Source organism: Pseudoalteromonas sp. Ps84H-4, from assembly GCF_024124645.1.
Classification (GTDB): domain Bacteria; phylum Pseudomonadota; class Gammaproteobacteria; order Enterobacterales; family Alteromonadaceae; genus Pseudoalteromonas; species Pseudoalteromonas lipolytica_C.
On record NZ_JAMXSK010000018.1, the window covers coordinates 61,169 to 81,847 of the forward strand.

At 41.6% G+C, this 20,679-nt stretch carries 29 protein-coding genes; 21 read left to right on the plus strand and 8 right to left on the minus strand.

Going from position 1 to position 20,679, the window contains the following annotated elements; all coding sequences use genetic code 11:
• Positions 1-14: 14 nt before the first annotated feature.
• The 17 genes from NH454_RS15500 to NH454_RS15580 all read left to right on the plus strand — a co-directional run bounded on the left by NH454_RS15500 (position 15) and on the right by NH454_RS15580 (position 9,424).
• Positions 15-347 (plus strand): hypothetical protein, encoded by a 333-nt coding sequence (locus NH454_RS15500; protein WP_253039600.1) that lies wholly within the window; start codon positions 15-17, stop codon positions 345-347.
• Positions 344-652, plus strand: coding sequence for a MarR family transcriptional regulator (locus tag NH454_RS15505; protein WP_253039602.1), 309 nt, complete (start codon positions 344-346; stop codon positions 650-652). Before NH454_RS15500 ends, NH454_RS15505 begins: the two co-directional genes overlap by 4 nt.
• Entirely contained in the window at positions 649-930 is a 282-nt protein-coding gene (locus NH454_RS15510) for a hypothetical protein (RefSeq protein ID WP_253039604.1), read from the plus strand. Before NH454_RS15505 ends, NH454_RS15510 begins: the two co-directional genes overlap by 4 nt.
• Entirely contained in the window at positions 927-1,373 is a 447-nt protein-coding gene (locus NH454_RS15515) for a hypothetical protein (protein WP_253039606.1), read from the plus strand. The genes NH454_RS15510 and NH454_RS15515 overlap by 4 nt, the downstream gene beginning before the upstream one ends.
• Positions 1,363-2,298, plus strand: coding sequence for a hypothetical protein (locus NH454_RS15520; protein WP_253039608.1), 936 nt, complete (start codon positions 1,363-1,365; stop codon positions 2,296-2,298). Before NH454_RS15515 ends, NH454_RS15520 begins: the two co-directional genes overlap by 11 nt.
• A 5-nt stretch (positions 2,299-2,303) precedes the next feature.
• Positions 2,304-4,061: a hypothetical protein gene (locus NH454_RS15525; RefSeq protein WP_253039609.1), complete on the plus strand. Its 1,758-nt coding sequence runs from the start codon at positions 2,304-2,306 to the stop codon at positions 4,059-4,061.
• Between the two features lie 10 nt (positions 4,062-4,071).
• Positions 4,072-4,305 carry a hypothetical protein gene (locus NH454_RS15530; protein WP_029773201.1) on the plus strand — a complete coding sequence of 78 codons (234 nt, stop codon included), beginning with the start codon at positions 4,072-4,074 and terminating at the stop codon, positions 4,303-4,305.
• Complete coding sequence (locus NH454_RS15535; protein ID WP_253039610.1) at positions 4,305-4,577, plus strand: hypothetical protein; 273 nt, start codon at positions 4,305-4,307, stop codon at positions 4,575-4,577. Before NH454_RS15530 ends, NH454_RS15535 begins: the two co-directional genes overlap by 1 nt.
• The gene (locus NH454_RS15540; RefSeq protein ID WP_253039611.1) at positions 4,564-5,847 is read left to right on the plus strand and encodes an AAA family ATPase; all 1,284 of its coding nucleotides are present in this window, start codon (positions 4,564-4,566) and stop codon (positions 5,845-5,847) included. Before NH454_RS15535 ends, NH454_RS15540 begins: the two co-directional genes overlap by 14 nt.
• A 2-nt stretch (positions 5,848-5,849) precedes the next feature.
• Positions 5,850-6,083 (plus strand): hypothetical protein, encoded by a 234-nt coding sequence (locus tag NH454_RS15545; RefSeq protein ID WP_253039612.1) that lies wholly within the window; start codon positions 5,850-5,852, stop codon positions 6,081-6,083.
• A gap of 10 nt (positions 6,084-6,093) precedes the next feature.
• On the plus strand, positions 6,094-6,306 hold the full coding sequence (locus NH454_RS15550) for a hypothetical protein (protein WP_253039613.1): 213 nt from the start codon (positions 6,094-6,096) through the stop codon (positions 6,304-6,306).
• Positions 6,299-6,853, plus strand: a complete 555-nt coding sequence (locus tag NH454_RS15555; RefSeq protein WP_253039614.1) for a host-nuclease inhibitor Gam family protein — start codon at positions 6,299-6,301, stop codon at positions 6,851-6,853. The genes NH454_RS15550 and NH454_RS15555 overlap by 8 nt, the downstream gene beginning before the upstream one ends.
• Positions 6,850-7,026, plus strand: a complete 177-nt coding sequence (locus NH454_RS15560; protein ID WP_253039615.1) for a hypothetical protein — start codon at positions 6,850-6,852, stop codon at positions 7,024-7,026. The genes NH454_RS15555 and NH454_RS15560 overlap by 4 nt, the downstream gene beginning before the upstream one ends.
• A 34-nt stretch (positions 7,027-7,060) precedes the next feature.
• Positions 7,061-7,744 carry a regulatory protein GemA gene (locus NH454_RS15565; RefSeq protein ID WP_253039616.1) on the plus strand — a complete coding sequence of 228 codons (684 nt, stop codon included), beginning with the start codon at positions 7,061-7,063 and terminating at the stop codon, positions 7,742-7,744.
• The gene (locus NH454_RS15570) at positions 7,728-8,222 is read left to right on the plus strand and encodes a hypothetical protein (protein WP_253039618.1); all 495 of its coding nucleotides are present in this window, start codon (positions 7,728-7,730) and stop codon (positions 8,220-8,222) included. Before NH454_RS15565 ends, NH454_RS15570 begins: the two co-directional genes overlap by 17 nt.
• A 1-nt stretch (position 8,223) precedes the next feature.
• Positions 8,224-8,562 carry a Mor transcription activator family protein gene (locus NH454_RS15575; protein ID WP_029773211.1) on the plus strand — a complete coding sequence of 113 codons (339 nt, stop codon included), beginning with the start codon at positions 8,224-8,226 and terminating at the stop codon, positions 8,560-8,562.
• Between the two features lie 160 nt (positions 8,563-8,722).
• Positions 8,723-9,424: a hypothetical protein gene (locus NH454_RS15580; RefSeq protein ID WP_085065475.1), complete on the plus strand. Its 702-nt coding sequence runs from the start codon at positions 8,723-8,725 to the stop codon at positions 9,422-9,424.
• A gap of 219 nt (positions 9,425-9,643) precedes the next feature.
• Here NH454_RS15580 and NH454_RS15585 read toward each other — a convergent pair whose 3' ends face one another.
• The 8 genes from NH454_RS15585 to NH454_RS15620 all read right to left on the minus strand — a co-directional run bounded on the left by NH454_RS15585 (position 9,644) and on the right by NH454_RS15620 (position 15,580).
• On the minus strand, positions 9,644-10,198 hold the full coding sequence (locus tag NH454_RS15585; protein WP_063529650.1) for a cytochrome b: 555 nt from the start codon (positions 10,196-10,198) through the stop codon (positions 9,644-9,646).
• A 249-nt stretch (positions 10,199-10,447) separates the two neighbouring features.
• Entirely contained in the window at positions 10,448-10,909 is a 462-nt protein-coding gene (locus tag NH454_RS15590; protein ID WP_253039620.1) for a hypothetical protein, read from the minus strand.
• A gap of 140 nt (positions 10,910-11,049) precedes the next feature.
• Complete coding sequence (locus tag NH454_RS15595) at positions 11,050-11,901, minus strand: GNAT family N-acetyltransferase (RefSeq protein WP_138557344.1); 852 nt, start codon at positions 11,899-11,901, stop codon at positions 11,050-11,052.
• 94 nt (positions 11,902-11,995) lie between these two features.
• Positions 11,996-12,496 (minus strand): hypothetical protein, encoded by a 501-nt coding sequence (locus NH454_RS15600; RefSeq protein ID WP_253039622.1) that lies wholly within the window; start codon positions 12,494-12,496, stop codon positions 11,996-11,998.
• A gap of 174 nt (positions 12,497-12,670) precedes the next feature.
• Positions 12,671-13,033, minus strand: a complete 363-nt coding sequence (locus NH454_RS15605; RefSeq protein ID WP_253039623.1) for a hypothetical protein — start codon at positions 13,031-13,033, stop codon at positions 12,671-12,673.
• Positions 13,034-13,265: 232 nt separating this feature from the next.
• Positions 13,266-14,102: a segregation/condensation protein A gene (locus NH454_RS15610; protein WP_253039624.1), complete on the minus strand. Its 837-nt coding sequence runs from the start codon at positions 14,100-14,102 to the stop codon at positions 13,266-13,268.
• Between the two features lie 8 nt (positions 14,103-14,110).
• Complete coding sequence (locus NH454_RS15615; RefSeq protein ID WP_055021149.1) at positions 14,111-14,731, minus strand: L-threonylcarbamoyladenylate synthase; 621 nt, start codon at positions 14,729-14,731, stop codon at positions 14,111-14,113.
• 9 nt (positions 14,732-14,740) lie between these two features.
• Complete coding sequence (locus NH454_RS15620; RefSeq protein WP_135925220.1) at positions 14,741-15,580, minus strand: PHP domain-containing protein; 840 nt, start codon at positions 15,578-15,580, stop codon at positions 14,741-14,743.
• Positions 15,581-16,115: 535 nt separating this feature from the next.
• Between NH454_RS15620 and NH454_RS15625 the strand changes: the two genes are divergently transcribed.
• From NH454_RS15625 to trpCF, 4 genes are read left to right on the plus strand one after another with little or no spacing between them, the layout of a single operon-like run.
• Positions 16,116-17,684: an anthranilate synthase component 1 gene (locus NH454_RS15625; RefSeq protein ID WP_253039625.1), complete on the plus strand. Its 1,569-nt coding sequence runs from the start codon at positions 16,116-16,118 to the stop codon at positions 17,682-17,684.
• The gene (locus tag NH454_RS15630; protein WP_135925225.1) at positions 17,684-18,289 is read left to right on the plus strand and encodes an aminodeoxychorismate/anthranilate synthase component II; all 606 of its coding nucleotides are present in this window, start codon (positions 17,684-17,686) and stop codon (positions 18,287-18,289) included. Before NH454_RS15625 ends, NH454_RS15630 begins: the two co-directional genes overlap by 1 nt.
• A 9-nt stretch (positions 18,290-18,298) precedes the next feature.
• Positions 18,299-19,318: an anthranilate phosphoribosyltransferase gene (gene trpD, locus NH454_RS15635; RefSeq protein ID WP_235383763.1), complete on the plus strand. Its 1,020-nt coding sequence runs from the start codon at positions 18,299-18,301 to the stop codon at positions 19,316-19,318.
• Positions 19,311-20,675: a bifunctional indole-3-glycerol-phosphate synthase TrpC/phosphoribosylanthranilate isomerase TrpF gene (trpCF, locus tag NH454_RS15640; RefSeq protein WP_235383764.1), complete on the plus strand. Its 1,365-nt coding sequence runs from the start codon at positions 19,311-19,313 to the stop codon at positions 20,673-20,675. Before trpD ends, trpCF begins: the two co-directional genes overlap by 8 nt.
• Positions 20,676-20,679: the final 4 nt, after the last annotated feature.

Genomic DNA, 20,679 nt, shown 5'->3' on the forward strand with positions numbered 1-20,679 from the left:
TTAAGGAAAAAACCATGACCATCAAAGACCAAGATCTATCTAAAAAACGCGTTTTTGTCCAAAAAACAACCTTTGCAAGTAGAAAAGCAAATTTACAAAACACGATTTTACTAACTCAGCCTATCACCACAGAGCAGCTGGATATGTTTGTTGCAACGTTCACTTTGCAGTGCAACTGCTGTAAACGCAAAGAGCACGGCACCATAGCGAAAAACTCCTTTATAGCAGCTGCTAATCACATGGGTTGGCGACAAGTTAAAACCAGCCATATCGACATAGACAGCGCCTGTCCAAGCTGTGTAAGAGAGCTAAAAGAGTTTTATCTAACTCAGCAGGTGCCAGCATGAGTGAACAATACCTATCAACCACCATGCAACGTGGTTTGAACGCTATTAAGGCGTTAAGTGGTCATGAAGCCGATGGTATGCGCCCTGGCGAACTAGCCAAGCGTATGGGTATCAGCCAACCACAAGCAACGTCAGTTATTAAAAATCTGATCCATGCAGGTTTTGCTGAATATTGCCCATGGGACCAAAACAAAGTCCGCTTGGGGCCAACCCTTATTACCTTAGCCAACAGTGCGCAGCTCGCTATTACTCAGCGCAGCCAGCAACTAGAACAAGACCGAAGAAATTATGGAGCAATAGTATGAACAAATTAAAAGTAATGGCAGAGGTAGGGAACAAACTTAACCCAACTTCACGAGCTGCTGAACGTGCCAAACATAAAGCATCAAAGGCACCGACTGCCACAGGATTACCAGCAAATAAAAAGCTCCGAGTGCCGTGTCACTCAGGTAAGGCTATTAACCCTGCGGATGTTGTGTGGGATGTAAGCCACTGGGCACAAATACAAGCCCTCCGTTTAGGCTGCTCCTTACCCGTCGTGTATCTAATGCTAAGTACGGTGACGCGAGGGTCAAACTCATGAGCAATACAACCGAACAACTTTCTAAAGGCAATGTTTTAAATGCAATTGCAACGCAGTACCACGTATTGCTTAAAGAGCAAACCCAACAACGTTTTAATTGGCTTAAGCAGCAGTCCTGTGAACATCAAATCCCTTTTGAGGCGCTTAGTAGCGTTTGTAACTTTTTAAATGATGATGAAAACCCACTCATTGATGATGAGCGCTTAAGTGAGCTAGTCATTGCTATGGATCGGCTATTTAACAGCCCTTTATTTAAAAACGCAAAAACCTCTACTAACACCGAGCTTGCCATAAAACAGCTTATTTATCTGCTCTCGGCTTATGTGACTGAGCAAGTTGTGACATGCAACACAATCGAAAGCTTATTAATTCGTGGCCATATACAGCAAGCGAGAGAAAGCGTCTTATTAAACCTTATTAAGGAAAAAAATCATGACGAGTAAAGACATAACCACTGTTGAAAATGAAGCACAACACGCTATTGCCGACAGCCAAAAAAACACGGCTTTTAGAGATCAATCACTGATTGAATTAGGACGACTGGAAGCCTTTGACCTACTAAAAAAGCAAACAGAAGCATTTACGCTAAAAATGATTTTAAAGCACAAGGAAGACAAAACTTACAAAGGCTTGCCCTATACCGATGAAAACGGCCAACTTTCCTATACAAAAACATGGGAAGACTACTGTATTCATAAAGTGGGTATGTCCCGCAGAATGGTGGATGAAAACCTTGCCAATTTAAAACACTTTGGTGAGGCATTTTTAGAATCCAGTAAAAAAATTGGCTTAGGCATTCGTGATCTAAAAGCTCTTCGCAAGTTACCTAATGACGAACAAACGCTCGTTATTGAGTCTGAAGCCATTGATACCGGTGATAAAGAATCAATCAAAGACTTAATCGACGACCTAAAAGCCAAACACAAAAAAGAGTTAGATGCCGAGAAGCTAAAAACCAAAGAGTTAGACTCACAGCGCCAAGTGGCTATTCGTATGCGCGACGAGTACCAAATGAAAGCCATGGACTATCAAACAGAACTTGAAAGCACCAAGTTCAAAGCCGATGCCTGGAAAGACCAAACTAAACACCTGCTATTTGAAGCCACTAAGTATGAAAGCAATGCTATTGAATCACTTAGCCGTTTAATGGCCTTACGTGATCACTTTTTAGATAACGACGATTTGTCGCCACAAGTTGTTGAGCACCTTGCTGCTGGTTTACTGCATAGCTTTAAAACCTTAGCAGAAGACTTTGCGCAAGCTTGGCTTGAAACATCAAGCATTCTTGAGGGCTACCTACCAAAAATGCGCCCAAGCCTTGATGTATTGCAAGAGCTAAACGACAGCGCCATGAGTAACGAGGAGTAAGCATCATGGCTGACGATATTTTACTTGGTTTTAAACAGCGAATCGAAAACGCAAAGCACGGCGAAAAAGGCAATATTTTAGCTGAAGCTAAAGAGCGCCTAGGGCTAAGTAAAGATGCCTTCTACCGTGAGTTAGCAAAACTCGGTTACAGCAGTGGCCGTAAAGCGCGAGCTGATAAAGGCCAAAGCAGCCAAGACCCTGAAAGCCTCGAGAAACTAAAAGCCATGCTGGCTGTAGGCAGTCGTAAAAATGGCAAACAAATCGTTGAAACGCCAAATGCTATGAGCATTTTAGCGGCCAATGGCTGTGAGTTTAAAAGCGCAAGCACAGTGCGTAAGTTATTACGTGAGCAAAACGCCACAGCAAGAATGCTTAACCAAAGCACAGCACATGTGCAGTTACGTAGCCTTTATCCAAACCACGTACACCAAGTAGATCCGAGCTTATGCTTAATTTACTACCCACCTGGTGGCAAAAAAGGCCGTGTTCAGCGCTTTATGAGCGATGACGAGTTTTATAAAAACAAGCCAGAGAACCTTGAAAAGATAAAGAACCTACGCGTTTGGCGCTATGTTCTTACCGATCATTACTCTGGTGCAGTGCGTGTTCGTTATTACGAAAGCGCAGGTGAAACCATGGCAAACCTATATGACTTTTTGCTGTGGTGCTGGGGCTTACACAATGATGAAAAGTGCCCAATGCGTGGTTTACCCGACATTTTAGTAATGGATAAAGGCTCAGCAAACACCGCTGGGGCTGTTATTCGCGCACTTGATGCACTGAGTGTTGATGTGATTGATCATGAAGTGGGCCGCGCTCGCGCGAAAGGCCAAGTAGAAAACGCGAACAACTTAGTTGAGAAGCTATTTGAATCACGTTTGATGTTTGAGCCTGTAAACAGCGTAGCAGAACTAAACGAACGTGTTATTGCATGGCAAAACGCATACAACGCCGACCAAATACCTAACTATTCAGCAAAACACAGCCGCCATGGTAAAGGCCGCTATGAGTTTTGGATGAAACGTATGGCACACGGCAAAGTACGTGACCTACCAAGCGAAGACATTTGTCGTTGGTTGCTGACTCATAAAGAAGAAACCCGCACGGTTAAACCAGACCTATCGATCACCTTTGTACACCCTACTGTTAAACGCAGCCAAAAATATGCGCTTGATGGTTTGGTTGGTATTTACAAAGGCCTAAAAGTACTTGTGCTACCTATGGCGCTCTCTGAGCGTGGCGAAATTTTAGTGTACTGCAAGTACCAAGGCGAGCAGCAAATACACACTGTTGCACCAATAGAAGTTGATGAAGCTGGCTTTGATATTACTGGGGCTGTGATTGGCGAACAAATTAAAGCGCCTAAAGACACCGCCATTGATACTGCTCGTAAACAAGCTGAGCGTGATGCTTACCCTGGCATGAGCGATGAGCAAATAGCAAAAGCCAAACGCGGCAAAAAAGCGGTGCCTTTTGGTGGTGCACTCGATGCGCATAGCCATTTAAACGAACTGCAAACACCGGACTTTATGCGTGTTCGTGGTGAGCAAGTTGATACAGGCCTGCAGCAACCAACTAACCGATTAAGCGGTGTTGCTTTACGCAAAGCCATTGTGGCCAAGCGCGGCACACCAATTACCCCCGAAGAAAAAACATACCTTGCTGATCGCAGTATCGAGGCAAGCCAATTACCTAGCTTACTTGACGAGCTAGCAACCTTAGACAAACCAAACCACTTAAACGTGGTTAATTTTACCCGTTAGGAGAACCACCATGGGATGCAGTAAAAAACATCAACTACGCAAAGCAGAGCGCGCACCGTTTAACGTTGTATCTGGCCGTACACGTACAGTGTACATGGTGCATGTAAAGCTTATTGATGCAAAGCGCTGGACTGAACTTGCCGACGAAAAAGGCCAGTACATTTTCAATGACGAAAAAGAACGCGACGAGTTTTTTGAGCGCGTACTCGCCACTTATCCAAACCAATACAGGAAGGTGGCCTAATGAAAGAACTAACCCTATCAACCAAGCAAATCATATCGATTTGTAATTTTGCAGGAATCCGTGTGCAAAACCCGATCTTTATTGGAACTGGTGCATTTACTAGTACTGCTGAAGCGGACTTCTTAGCAACTGAACACACCCTCACAGTTGATAAACAGGTGCAACTAGAAAACGGTGAGGTTTACCAAGGCTTGACTGTTCACTGCACTGAATATCCTGAAGAAGGTTATATGCCATTAGAAGAGGTTAATAGTCCGCATGAACGAACCTAATGAGCACAAAAAGAAGATCAGCCAAAAGACCTGGAAGATAAAACTAGGCCGCATGATGGCGAACCGCAATATCACTTACAAGCAGTTAGTGCAGTGGTTAGACCTACATGCTGATGTAAAAACCAGCGAAGCAACGCTGAACAAAATTGTGACTAAGTCTGAATTTCCTAAACGCGAAAAAACCCGCGAAGCAGTTAAACGCGGCCTTGAGCGCTATGCAATCGAGAATGGCTTAGTAACCGAAAGCAACGTTTACCAAATCTATTTGGATGATCCACACAGCAATGCAGTAACCACTGGCAGCCAGTGGAAGCATAGCAATAAAACCAGACGTCTGATCATTGGTCATGAAGATTCAATTAACGGGCACATTGTATTTGAAACACCGGAGGCAAAAATGCTTACACCACGAGCAAGACAACATTTTAAGGTTCTTAGCGACCCATGGGATAACGAGATTTACAGCATTGATCACGTTTACTTAGGCACACAGCAACGTTATGTAATTGAGTCAATTATCAACTGTGCAAAAGTTGGTACCTTAATGGCGATTGTCGGTGAGTGCGGCAGTGGTAAAACAGTGATGATGAACTTTACCATTGAAGAGATACGCGCAAAGCATCCGAACATTCGTGTTATTCGTCCAGCCCGTATCGATAAAAAGCAAATAGCGTCAAACACCATAAGTGAGGCTATTTGTCGTGAGCTGAACATTTCTAAGTTGCCACGTAGTAGCGAAGACCGTGATGCAATTATTCGTGAAGAACTAACGCGCAGCTGCAACGCTGGCAACCGTCACATTTTGCTTATTGATGAAGGCCACCGCTTAGATGAAGAAACCATTAAGCAATTAAAAGTGCTGTGGGAGCTAAGCGAAGGTTTCACTAAGTTAATTGGCATTTGCATCATCGGCCAAACCGAACTCGACAAAGTACTTAACTCAATGAACGTGCGCGAATTTGCATACCGTGTAAATAAGCTACAAGTGCCGCCACTTGGTACCGAGTTAAAAGAGTACATCGACCACAAACTTAAAGCCGCCAATCTGGTACCAGAAAAAGTGATAGAGCCTGCCGCTATCGAAAAGATGCAACAAGCACTACGTGGTATTCGCAAGTTTGGCCGCACAACAGGCCGACCGGATGAAATGGTTGATATGAGCTATCCACTCAACGTTAACACGCTAATGAAAAACCTAATGAACGAAGCCGCTGATGTAGGTGAAGAGCGTATTACGGCTGAGTTAGCTGAAGAATACGTGAGGGTTTAGTGATGGCCTATTTATCAATTACTGAGCTTAACAAAGCACTACTAAGCCAGTTAGAAACAGAGAAAGAACGTGCGAAGTACTTGCTTCAGTTTGAAGTGACTACCCGCATAACTATCGAGAACCTAACACCAAAAGCACAAGCTGTTATTGGTGATATTGGTTTGCCATTCACAGGCAATGACGCGCAACAAGTTATAAAAGATGCGCGTGCCTGGCTTCAAGAAAAAGCAGCTTGAGGAAGTAATCATGAATAGTGCAACAGCCCAAATTAGCACTCAACGTTTTACCCGTACTACCGCGCCAACAATTTATACCATTGCACAACTTACTGAGCTGGTTAATGGCGAGATTTTATCGGGCCGTAAGCAAGATGCGCTTAATACCTTAGCGCAATTGCAAGATGCGACCCACAAACTTGAAAACCAAATCCATAACATGAAGGATGAAAGCCATGGCTAAACAACCAAACCGCCGCGTAAATTCAGATGATATGCTGTCTGTATGCAGCTCAGAAGAACTCGAGCAAACAATTTTTCGGATTGGTCAATTGCAAACCGAACTAGAAATTGCCACAGCTCACACGAACCAAACTATTGAAGATGCCAAAGCGTCTTTAAAAGATAAAACAACGGCGATCAACAACGAAATTAAAGTACTGAGTAAATCAGCACAAATTTTCTTTACCGCAAACCAGCAAGACATAGTACCTGCAGGTAAAAAGTCGCGTGTATTTGATGTAGGCGAAATTGGCACTCGCACACCACCGTTATCAGTAACAGTGAAGAACGGCCAAGATGTAATTGACGCTCTTAAAAAGCTACAAGAACAACTTAAGCTATCAGATCTACTCAGCGTTAAAACATCCGTTAATAAGCCTGGCCTTATCAAGCACCGTGAAAAAATTAAAGATATTCCAGGCATAACATTTAACCAAAAAGAACAGTTCTTTATTAAACCTGTTCATGTGCCTATTGAGCACCTAACTGAAACGGAGCAACCAGCATGAGTACCGAAACATTTAGAGTGCGTGTGAATGGTTACCCTATGGTCACATCGCCATCATACAAAAAGGCTTTGAATAGCTTTAACAAAGCCAAAATCAATAATGCAGAATCAAAGGTTGAGTTTATTAAAGAGGAAACCTTAGCAGTGCATCAACCCATTAACCAATCTGCTTAACGATTAGCCGCCTTCGGGCGGCCTTGGAGGACCAATGAAAAAGTTAATTCAATTAATCCAAATTGCTAAGCGTGATCTGAATATGGAAGACGATGTTTATCGCGCCAACTTAAAAGCTTGGGCTGGTTGTGACAGCACCACGCAAATGGATAAAAAGCAGTTAGACAAAGTAATCAAAGGCATGGAAAAGCTCGGTTTTAAAAAGAAAAAACCTGTACGTCGTAAAGTAGACCAGGCATTACTTGATAAAGAGCCATTACTTAAAAAGCTAGGTCAAGTTTGGACAGTAATGAAAGCCCATAAGTTAATCGAGAACGGGAGTTACATTGCTCTTGAAAAGTGGGCTGCTAAGCAATCAAAAGGCTTAAATGATGGCAAAGAGATTGAGCGACTAGATTGGATGGTACCAATAGCCAACCAGTTAATTGAGCGCCTTAAACGCTACCACTTACGCTTAATGAAACAAGCAATGATGGTTAAAATCCCCGCTGTTTTACGCTACTACAAAGAGCTAAAAACAGATGAGCTTGATGAACCTAGCGAAATGTTTGCTATTCAAACCAAGTTACAAGCTAGCCGTTTAAATATGCCTATACACATGCAACGTGTTCGCTATTTAGAATTGCTACAAGCTTATGAAGACTGCAACGAGTTTATTCGCCGCTTTGGTAAGTCTTCAGATGACATAAAGGGAGTTAGTAATGCAAAAGCTCGCTAAATGCCCGCATTGTCGTGGTCTATTAGATATATCTGCAGTAGCTATTAATAAAGCATCTGACGAGCTGCTTTGCATTTATACAGCATTACCAGGTCAAGCAAGTGCTGCGCTTGCTAATTATGTTCAATTGTTTACGCCTGATAAGTCAGACCTATCGAGCGCTAGACAATTAAAAATTAGCAAAGATGTTATTGAGCTAACCAAAGAGTTTGATTTAGCAGTATTCACCCAGTCATTAAACATTACCGTTACGAGTATTCGTGATCATTGGCAACGCCATGGCTATCGACGTATGGGTGATGATCATGCCTACCTTAAAAAGGTGCTTGAGACTGAGCAGCAAAAATTTATTCAGAGCCACCCTAAGCAAACCGTTGTATCTGCTAACAAGTCAATCGAAGTAAGAACCGAACGACCAGAAACGTTAGAAGAGTCAACCCGCAAGTGGCAAGAGAATATAGCAAAATACCGGAGGTAACATGAGTGGCAAAGCGCAAACAGCTGAAACTCTATTAGTACTCCTTGACTCGATAGAACGTAAGCTTTTAGAGAATAAAGTCGATGAAGAACAAGCTACAAAATTGGCAACGTTAATAGTCGATGACTTTCGCCACCAGTGTGGTGGTATGAGTGTTTATATCCCTAAAGGTGTTGGGCTTGATGCCATACTTAAGCACAACCAAATTTACCAAGACTTTCGCGGTAATAATCACACAGAGCTTGCTAAGAAATATGGATATTCTGAACAACGCATCTATCAAATTGTTCGGGCCATACATGCAGCCGAATCAAAGCGCATACAACCTGAACTGTTCTAACCAACCAATTAGCCCCGCAAGGGGCTTTTTTATGGCAAAAATTAACCTAAATTTTCCCTGTTGTTTTTTTATTCAAGTGATAATTTACTTTAAATATCTTAAACTAAGTGCAGCTGTACAATATGTACAACTACATTAACTACAATAAATGGAACTATATATGTTTTTGTCAAAATCAAATTGGAAACCAACTTTAGCCATTGCATGTGCAGCTGTTCTTAGTGGATGCGCCTCCCCAGATTACAACTATATCCCAGTGTCGACTCAAATTAGTGAGCCTGCAATTGACAGTGTAAATATTGCGTATGTCGGCGATGTCATGCTTAGGCAGGGGAAATACTCAGAACATGATGCTATATATTTACCTTATAAAGTAGAAGTTAGTTGGGCGTATGACCTACATGCTGGCTATTACATTAAGAAGGGAGAAGATAAAGACACTGAAACCTACATGCCGAGTAATGACAATGAAGGTGGTATGGTAGATAAAGCGGCTATCGCAGATCCTTGGAGAGCAGTAATGGCTTATAAAGGCACACAAGAACTTTGTGTGATAACTGCATTTAACGCTGCTTCATGTACAGATAATGCAAACTTTGAGAGACGTAAAAAACCTATCTTGACGCATGACTCTTTTCAGCAGACATTAATTTATAGCGGTAAGGTTGGTAGTAAAGTAAACATCGGCTATCGTGAGTTTTCAAATAGTCACGCAAGACCTGCGTTTAATAACGATGTGGAATACGATCTAGACTCTTCAAAAGTGATTGGCTACAAAGGTGCCAGAATTGAGATCATCGAAGCAACAAACGAACATATAAAGTATAAGGTAATACAAAACTTCAATAAGGCTGCAATTTAGATTTTATTGGGTGGGCATTAGCAATATTGCCCGCCCCTCCAAACTTTCAATATTTGAAAGACTGTTTAAAATGTTATCCCACTAAATCCCAAGTCATCCCAGCCTATCCCGTATTTTTCGCGATTTTTATTATTTAGTTTTCTTAACTTGGATCAATTTGCGTTTGCTGTTGAGAAAAGTGCAGCACTTAGTGCTGTGCCTAATAGTAATTTTTTCATATTAATCATCCTTCAATGGTTTGATCATTCTAATTAAGGTTTTATCTTTATCGATAAAATGATGTTTTAGTGCCCCTAAAGCATGTAAAACAACCACAGCTATTAGCCCATACGCGGCATAAAAGTGAATTTTACCTGCAATATCTTCTTGGTTTGCGACCGACTCTGGTAATGCCGGTACAGCAAATAAATTAAATACTTCAATTGCACGGCCATCAGCCGTAGAAATTAAATAGCCCGATGTCACAATAACGATTAGAGCTAAATAAATCAGTTTATGTACTGAGTGAGCAACATGATTCATTGCCTTTGAGCTACCAGCAACAGGCTCAGGTTGAGTACCTAACAAGCGCCAACCAAAACGAAACAACAATAATGCCGCTAAGGTAATACCCACGCTTTTATGTAAATCCAAAGAGCCTTTGTACCATGCATCATAATAGGTTAACTCAACCATATACACGCCTAAGCCAAACAAACCAAACACCCCAAGTGCCATTAACCAGTGCACTAAGATGGCCACCCAGCCATAACTTGACTTTGAATTCTTTAACATACTCATTTCCTATGAGAATTACGAAACTAAGTACAGCTTAGCTTAGGATTTATATAATGAAAATAGCGTAAAACGAACAGCTTCTGTGCGTATATGCACACCCTTAGGCAAAGTTGAAAGGGGAAAGGGGAAAGTGGAAAGGAAAAAGACAGAAGGTGTTAGGTACTATACGGTAATTTGATATAGGCAATTTCGACTTTTTTCACCAAAAAAACAAAGCCAACTTCTGCTGGCTGTGGTTTCAAATCATTACCTCCAAGGGGAGTCAGAACGACCAATTCTCCAACCTGAGCAAGGGTTATATTCAATATATTCTGAATTAGGGCAGAAAACATGAAACATTTCGTCGTCCTCATCTGATAAACACAGAATTTCTACAAGAACAAAGTTATCAAAAGATAAAGTTACGTCGCCAACATCATTTTGAGATACAGCCCTAATTGAACCAAAACTGATAGTTTTAAGTTTTTCATCTAGCTCTTCATTTGTTTCAACGTCATCTAAACATGCACAAATTACCTGTTTATTTTTAATAACTCTCCAATTACTTGAATATGTTCCAATTTCCCATTCACGGTACTCTCCAGAACTAGCTTCGTTATCTTTTTTTCCAAAGCCTAAACTCAAGGATGTGCTATTACCAACTGCTTGGCGAACACAATACAAGTTAATAACTTCATTTATTTTATTTTCTATTACACTATTAATCATTATCCCCCCCAAAGATTTTAGCCTGCTTGTAACACACATTATGACAATTAATATAGAGATAACCTCACTATCTTAGACAATGGAATACACACTCTTTAGTAAAGTTTAATTGGGAGATATAAGTTAATTCTAAATCTAACTCAGCCGATTTCAAAAGAAGTGACACCAAAAATACGATTTAATGGCAAGCTCGGACATTCGCCGGTAAACATTCTGGCGGTTTCAAATGACACCTGCATGTTGTATTTCTGTGCCAAAGCGACAGCAGCTTGATTGATTTCTGGCGTATCAAGGAAAATAGCTTCAGATGCAGTCACTTTAGATTTTAAAGCAAGGAACAAAGATTCACCCACTTCTGGTGAGTCGGCAAATAAAGGGCCAATTTTAAAGCCGTTCTGACATTTGCGAATTACCCCGTATCCTGCCAATTCCCCATTGCTCATTACGCCCAAAGCGTCGCATTGGGGTTGGCTTAACCAGGCTTTAGTAAAGTTTGCCCTATTTACTGGGAAAAAAGCCTGTTCGTATGCGTCAATAATTTCGAATGGCACAGTGGCAAGATCAACAATATCTGAATTTTGCCGTGAATTACCACCACCGACTCCTGCAAAACGAATATTGCGATAGGCCAGGTTAAAACCAGACTTTTTATAGTTTTCTTGCTGTTCCACCACACCATCAAGGCCGATATTCAACCCTTCAAGGCGCTTTAACGCGGCATTCCAAATTTGTATTCCGTAACCTTTGCCTCGGTAATCAGGTTTAACAATGTAAAAGCCGATAAAGCCAAATGCATCGTGATAATTAATGGCAGAAATTGTAGCAATAGGCTCATCGCCAAGAAAACCAACCAGAAATCCTTCAGGATCAGCAGCAAAATAACACTCTGCATCATTAAGGCCTGGATTCCAGCCTTCTGCTGCAGCCCAATCAATCATGAGCTCGACTTCCTTCTTGGTCATGGTTTTGATTGTAAAGTGTTTACTTTGCATCTGCTTTCCTTAAAATTTCCGTTTGCTAATCAGTGAATTAAATAATACTAAAATCGCACTATCTAAGTAGATTGATTCAAATCTGAATCGCAAATTATGCGCATTCACAATTAATAATAGGCTCTAGCTTATTATGGTTATAAATATACAAACCAAAAGTATCAAACATATCTCTACCAAATTCCGAGGAAATATCCACGTAATTTTCTAGACCTTGATAGCTGTATAAAATAGCAACCTTGCCTTCGAAACCAAGAGGAACAGGCTTTCCTTTACCGACAACATTTGCGTTATCGCCATTGATACCATCCCACCCATATTTTTCTGGGTCAAAAATTAATTGCACAGAACCACAATTTAAACATTCAAGGTATATCGGAGGTAGAATGTTCACATTTTCTCGTTTGCGAAAGAAACCCTTAACTTCAACTTCTTTGTAGCCTAAAACAGAATAAGCATCGTGCCCGCATTTACAATGAACAGCTTTGCTCACAAATAGCTCATCAAGTTGAAGTTGTGGTAGCTCTAAACTCTTTAATACGAAATTCGAAAAACAATTTGGTGAGTGAGCTTTCAATTCTTCTAGTGTATTCATTTTCTCCCCTAGGAGCTAATGCCCTTAAAATACTCAAATCAAGCATTTTAGGTACTTTTTATCTTGTTTATTGAAATCTATTTTTTATTAGTTCACTACTTAGTCATTTTAATGATTTCTTGCACTACTCGGTGTTTAGTATTTTCAATAAACACCTGGGTAGATAGTTAGCAATTATATTTTACTTGCTGTTATTTCAATCCTGTACACTTCAACACCCTCAGTTCCAACCTCAATCGTTGCAGGTTCGTTAAGGTTTACCATTAACTTAGTTTCCTGAAATTTATTGTAAGAGCCATTTTCAAATTTATAGAGTGCTGATGTTAGTGTCACAATTTGCTCGTCCAATGTAGGGGTTACATCAAATTTAAGAATATCATCTGCAGTCACTGTTTGAGTTTTGTCTTCTTCAGTTTTAACAACGTGCGTTTTTACAAGTTGATTATTCAAATAAAGGTTAAGGTCTAATTGCAAATTTTCTGCAGCTGAGGCTCCAAATGCAACGAGAGATAACAGTAGCATTCCTAACTTTTTCATTATATTTTCCTTAATAGTAGGCTTACCCCAAAATGGGAAAAACCAACTTATCAGCTACTGAGTCTTGGTGCAATTGTTTAACACTTTGTAAGTTAAGTGATTTATTAGGATACAAAGCACACTTTAGTGATTATCTTGATTGGTGATGACCTACTTGCCATGAAGAAGTCACAGATTTTGAAACTTAAATCTAACCACTTAAAGCTTTAAACAGAAAAATTTTAGCTTCCAGCTATTCGCTTTCTTCCACTAAACCAACATATATCTGGCTATTGGCATCTACCTGAAAGCAGCTGATCAAGTTTTCTTTCACCAGTTCTAACATGGCGATAAAGGTAACTACAACACCACTTCTGCCCTCTTCTACCGTAAAAAGAGTACTAAAAGGCAACTGTGATTGGGCTTCTGAGAGCTTATCTAAGATTAAGCTCATACGTTCACGGGTCGATAAAGCCTCTGCGGTAATATGATGGTGCTCAAATGTTTTAGCTCGGGCCATAACGTCGCTTAGTGCAACTAACAAGTCTTTCATGTCAACGTCAGGTAACAGTAACTCACGCTCACCAAATTCTGGCACCATTGCTTCGGCTACAAAGATATCGCGGCCTTCGCGAGGAATTTCGTCAAGGTTTTCGGCAGCTTTTTTAAATTGTTCGTATTCCTGTAAACGTCTTACAAGCTCAGCTCGTGGGTCTTCTTCCTCTTCAAGCTCTTCATGTTTTGGTAGCAATAATCTTGATTTAATTTGTGCTAATAAAGCTGCCATGACAAGGTATTCACCAGCCAGTTCAAGCTGAAACTCACTCATCATTTCAACATAACTAACGTATTGCTCAGTAATGCTAAAAATAGAGAGCTCTAGCACATCTAGTTTATGTTTTTTGATTAAATACAGAAGTAAATCGAGAGGACCTTCAAAGGTTTCTAAAATGATCTCCAACGCATCGGGTGGAATATATAAATCTTCAGGTTTATCGACCACCGCTTTGCCATGCAAAAAAGCCAGTGGCAGCTTTTGCTGTACTGGCTCTTGTAAATTATCTGGCGCGTCAAGCTCTGGGCTAGTCAATGAAGTCTCTACTCAAATGGTTTAGTATCACCACAACCGACACGTAAGATTTCGATATCATCATCCGACAAGTCAATTACTGTGGTTGCCTGTTCAGGAAGATAACCACCATGAATAATTAAATCAACTTGCTTTTCAATGCGATCGCGAATTTCATCAGGATCAGCCTCGGTATATTGCTCACCCGGTAAAATTAAAGAGCACGACATCAACGGCTCACCTAATTCAGCCAATAAAGCACAGGTGATTGGGTGTTCGATAACACGAATACCAATGGTTTTTTTCTTTTCGTTTAATAAACGCTTTGGTACTTCTTTAGTGCCTTTAAAGATGAAAGTATAAGGCCCAGGGGTGTTATTTTTAATTAATCTGAATAACTGATTATCAACGCGAGCATAAGTAGATAGCTCTGATAAGTCGCGACATACCAAAGTAAAGTTATGGTGTTTTTCAATACCACGAATACGTTCGATGCGCTCTTTTGCTTGCTTATTACCAATGTTACAGCCAAGTGCATAACCCGAATCGGTTGGGTATACGATAACACCGCCCTGCTTGATAATATCAACCGCTTGGCTGATTAAGCGTGGTTGCGGATTATCTGGATGAATATGAAAAAACTGACTCATTACACGCTCCTATTGCCCTTCCCATGCTTGCCAAACCCCTTGGCAATCTTTTGGTAAGTATAAATTTTTACCTAACTCCAACCAACTGGTCGGAAAATGAAAATCTGACCCTTGTGACGCAAGTAAGCCATATTCACGACTCAGTTCACCTAAAAACTGGCGCTCACTGGGTGCTTGCTGTGGTTGTGCAACTTCCATCGCATCGCCACCTGCGTCTTTAAATTCAATAATTAACTTACGTAGCCATTTGTTAGACATTTGATAACGCCCAGGATGTGCAAGTACAGCAACTCCACCGGCTTGGTGAATGGCAGCAATTGCGGTTTGCATATCACACCAACTACTTGGTACATAGCCTGTTTTTCCTCGCCCTAAGTACTTTTTAAATACCCCCGGGAAGTTTTTAGCAACACCACGCTCAATCAGTGCACGGGCAAAATGCGCGCGTGTGATCTGGGCGTTTTCTGCAAATGTTTTTGCTTGGTCATAAATGCCTTCAAAACCATTTTTAGCAAGGCGACGACCTATCTCGGTTGCGCGCTCTTCACGCTTGGCTTGTTGCGCCTGTAACAATGACAACAGTGAGTCATTTTCATCATCAACATTTAAGCCAACAATATGAATTTCAAAGCTTTCCCATTTTGTTGATACTTCAACGCCAGCAATTAATTTAAGCGGTAAATTATCATCTGCAATAACTTGGCGAGCTGGTTTTATCGCACTTAACGTGTCGTGATCGGTAATTGCAAACACATCTATGTTTTTCTCAACCGCGCGGTGTAACAATTGCTCGACTGATAGCTGACCATCTGAGTATGTGGTGTGGCTATGTAAATCGTATTTTATCAAAGGGAAAGACTGCTTTACGTAAGTTCTTGAATCAATGATGTGAGTATAACAAAAATTTACTGCGAGGGCGTGATTATCTTTTTATGTTAGACATATAGCTGTGTGTACTAGTCACATAAATGGGCAATTTCGATAGGTAAATACACAACACGTATTAATATGTAAATTAATGCTTGACAGTATCGGCTCAGGTACGCTTTACTGTATGCACTTTCAGACACGTTAAATAAGAAACAACAATGAACAAAACAATTCAAATCACAATTTGGTGGTGGCACTCGTAACAAGCGGGTGACGAATTGTCGTGTCTAACGATTTCTAAACCCGCTCATGTAGCGGGTTTTTTTATATCTAAATTTTAAGGTTTTATAATGAATTACATAGCAACTCTTACACATCATTGGTGGTGGCGCCTGGCTTAGCGGGACGGTAAGGGTCTATCTAATTTATAGGCATCTTTATACGAACCCCGCCAAGCATCGCTTTGCGGGGTTTTGTTTTTTAAAGAGTTTTTGGGAATGAGGGAGAATGAGGTTTGATTTTTAGTCATATAACAACGACACCGGGTGAAGTAACCAGTATCACTCAAGTGCGCGACTACATAAGTAGCCCACTTGCGTTATACAGTTTACTCGATAAGCCTAATTCACTGCTGTTAGAGTCTGCTGAAATTGATTCTAAAGACAGTGTAAAAAGTCTAATTTTGGTTGACTCAGCGCTACGTATTGTTTGCCAAGGCAAACAGGTCACACTCACAGCACAGTCTAATAACGGCAAGCAATTACTGCCTTATTTACAAACTCATGTGCAAAACTGCTCTGCAGAGCTTGTAGAAGACACATTAACCTTAACCTACAACGAGATTGCCAGCGATATTGATGAAGCCAGTAAATTAGTAGCAGATAATGCATTTAGTGCGCTACGTAGCTGCATTAACAGTATTAAAAGCACCACAGACAACCCATTCTCTGTGTTCTTAGGCGGTGTGTTTGCCTACGACATGGTTGCTAATTTTGAAACTCTTTCTGATGTCCCTGACGGCGAAAACAGCTGCCCTGATTATGTTTTCTACCTCGCCGAAACGTTAGTTGTCATCGACCATCAAGCAAAAACAACCGAGCTAATTGGCAATGTGTTTAACGGCCCACAAGTTCATGCTAATTGTTTTGAGGTTGGTCAACAGTTAGAGCGTTTAAATACTGTTTGCGACAATGCACAAAGCTACCAAGGGCAAAAGCAAGCAGGCTCAAACCCAATCTCTGTGGATGTAAGCGACGAGCAATACTGCGAACATGTCATCAAGTTGAAAAAGAACATCGTTGATGGCGATATTTTCCAAGTTGTTCCGTCACGTACTTTTTCTCTCGCCTGCCCAGACTCACTTCATGCTTACAGCCAATTAAAACTACAAAACCCAAGCCCATATATGTTTTATATGCGCGATGCAGAATTTGTGTTATTTGGCGCATCGCCCGAGTCAGCCCTCAAATATTGTGTAGAGAGTAAACAAGTTGAGGTATACCCTATTGCCGGCACTCGCCCTCGTGGCAAGTTTGCTAACGGGCAAATTAATCCAGACCTAGACAGCCGCATTGAGCTTGAACTTCGCAACGACCAAAAAGAGCGTGCAGAGCACTTGATGCTAGTTGATTTAGCGCGAAATGATGTTGCCCGTATTAGCGTACCAGGCACACGTCACGCGAAAGAATTATTAAAAGTAGACCGCTACTCACAAGTGATGCACTTAGTTTCACGCGTTGTTGGCACTTTAAAGCCTGAACTCGATGCGCTGCATGCCTACCAAGCCTGTATGAACATGGGCACCTTAGTGGGCGCGCCTAAAGTTCGCGCCGCTGAATTAGTTCGTCAAACCGAACAAAAACGCCGTGGCAGCTATGGAGGTGCAGTGGGTTATTTAACTGGCGATGGCGCTATGGATAGCTGTATTGTTATTCGCTCTGCCTTTGTTAAAAACGGTACAGCCTATGTGCAAGCAGGTGCAGGTGTGGTGTTTGATTCAGATCCACAATCAGAAGCCAATGAAACCCGCGCTAAAGCACAAGCTGTGATCACTGCGATTCAATCGACTTACGAGGCACAATAATGACGACAACATCAGCCTATAAAATCTACTTTTTAGATAACTTTGATTCATTTAGTTATAACTTAGTCGATGAACTTTCTATGTTAGGGTGCCAGTTAGTGGTATACCGTAATAACATCAGTGCACAAAGCATCTTTGAGAAAATGTGCCAAGAGACAGTACCGGTGTTATTAGTGCTTTCACCCGGCCCTGGCGCGCCATCTGATGCGGGTTGTTTAATGGAACTCATTGAACTATGTAAAGGCCGCTTCCCGATGCTGGGTATCTGTTTAGGACAGCAAGCTCTAACACAAAGCTACGGCGGGGTTATTGGTCATGCAGGCGAAACTGTGCATGGCAAGTCATCAATTATTACGTTGACTGAGCACCCAGTATTCGCAGGTATGGGCGATAAAATGCCAGTTGCTCGTTATCATTCATTAATGGCAACTAAAGTCCCTGATGATGTTGAAGTAATTGCTTGTTATGAAAATATTCCAATGGCAATTTACCATCAACAAGATAATGCCCTTGGCTATCAGTTTCATCCTGAGTCAATTTTAACGCCAAATGGCGCATTGCTATTACAGCAAAGCATTGAATTTTTAACCGCACGCGTGCAGTAGAGGAATAACATGGAAGCAACAACTCAAACCCAGTTAAACCAATTATTAGCAAAGCAAGATTTATCGTTTTCGCAAGCAACTGCATTGTTTGATGCCATCATGAATGGCCAGCTTAATGATATTGAATTAACTGCTGCACTTATCGCCCTAAAACTAAAAGGCGAAACAAGTGATGAAATCGCCGGTGCGGCAGCATCAATGCGCGCCAATGCAGTGCCATTTAAAACCAGCAAAACCTTGCTTGCTGATAGCTGTGGTACCGGTGGCGATGGCTCAAACACCATTAATATTAGTACTACTGCTGCTATTGTAGCCGCCGCTGCGGGCATCAACATGGTCAAGCATGGTAATCGCAGTGTATCGAGTAATTCTGGCTCAGCGGATTTACTAAAAGCCTTGGGTATCAATATCGATATGAGCCCTGAGCAAGCGGCCTATTGTTTAGAAAATACGGGGTTTGCATTTTTATTCGCACCGCATTATCACAGTGGTGTACGCCATGCGATGGGCGTGCGAACAGCCCTTAAAAGCCGCACAATTTTTAATATTTTAGGGCCGCTGGCAAACCCTGCAGCCCCTGAGGTGCAATTGCTTGGTGTTTATAACCCTTCGCTGTGTTTACCAATGGCCGAAACCTTAAAAACCCTTGGCACAAAACGCGCCATGGTGGTTCACGGTGCAGGCACTGACGAAATTGCCTTGCACGGGACAACCAAAGTGGTTGAGCTAAATAACGGTGAACTGAGCGAATACACGCTAACAGCGAGCGATTTTGGTCTTGCAAACTATTCACTTGAACAACTTGCAGGCCAAGGGCCAGAATATAACGCAAAAGCAAGCTTAGCAATTTTACATGGTCAAGGTGAGATGGCGCATAACGCAGCCATTATAGCCAACGTTGCCGCCCTTCTTTATTTAACCGATAAAGCAAGTGATTTAAAAGCAGCCGCAGATCAAGTAAGCGAATTATTAGCATCAGGCAAAGCGATGGACACATTGAACGCAATTATTGAGGTAAGTCATGGCTAACGTGTTAGACAAAATTGTTGCCGACAAACGCATTGAATTAGAACAAAGAAAAGCACAGCGCCCGCTTGAGTCATTCATTGGCGATGTTGTGCCAACCAAGCGAGACTTTGAAGCGGCGTTAGCAGCAACAGGCACACAATTTATTTTAGAGTGTAAAAAGGCCTCACCGTCAAAAGGGCTTATTCGCGAACCATTCAATTTAGACGAAATTACATCTGTTTATAAAAAGTACGCAACCTGTATGAGCGTACTAACTGACGAAAAATATTTCCAAGGCAGCTATCAGTACCTTGAATACGTGCGCAGCCAAGTGGAGCAGCCACTTATTTGTAAAGACTTCTTTATTGATGAGTACCAAGTTTACTTAGCACGCTTATCTGGTGGTGATGCCATTTTATTAATGCTCTCAGTCCTTGATGACGAGCAATATTTAGCGCTTCACAAAGTGGCTGACTCTTTAAACATGTCGGTACTAACAGAAGTCAGTAATGAGCAAGAAGTAAGTCGTGCACTTGCACTTAATGCCAGCCTAATTGGTATTAATAACCGCGACCTTCGTGATTTAAGTACTGATCTTGCAACAACAGAGCGATTACGCCAGCTTATCCCAAATGACAAAGTGGTTATTTCAGAGTCGGGCATTTATACCCATAAAGATGTAAAACGCCTTGCGCCACTGTGCGATGGCTTTTTAATTGGCAGCTCACTAATGGCTGAGCGCGACTTAGAAGCCGCATGTCGTAAAGTCATTTTAGGTGAAAACAAAGTGTGCGGTTTAACTCGCTCACAAGATGCGATGGCAGCCTATGCCAGTGGTGCTGTGTATGGTGGCTTAATTTTTTATCCTAAATCGCCACGTTATGTCGATATCGACTGCGCCAAGCAAGTTACGCAAAGTGCCCCACTCGCGTATGTAGGTGTGTTTGTCAATGCACCGCTTGAACAAGTGGTCGATTATGCACAAAGCTTGAAACTAGCTGCAGTGCAATTACATGGCGATGAGAATAGCGAATATATTCAAAGCCTCAGAAAGCAATTACCGCTTGGCTGTGAAATTTGGAAAGCCCAAGCCGTTAAAGGTGAATTACCTAAACCGCTTGAAGGGGTTGACCGCCATTTATACGACACTTACAGCAAAAACCAAAAAGGCGGCACAGGCGAAGCATTTGATTGGTCAGTGCTAGAGACGGCAACGGTACCTTTTATGTTAGCCGGGGGTTTAAACCCAGAAAATATTCATGCAGCGCTTTATCGCGGTGCTAATGGCCTTGACCTAAATTCTGGCGTTGAAGCGTCAGCGGGCAAAAAGTGCCAAACAAAATTACAAAATGCGTTTTCGCATATCAGAAATTATTGAGGTT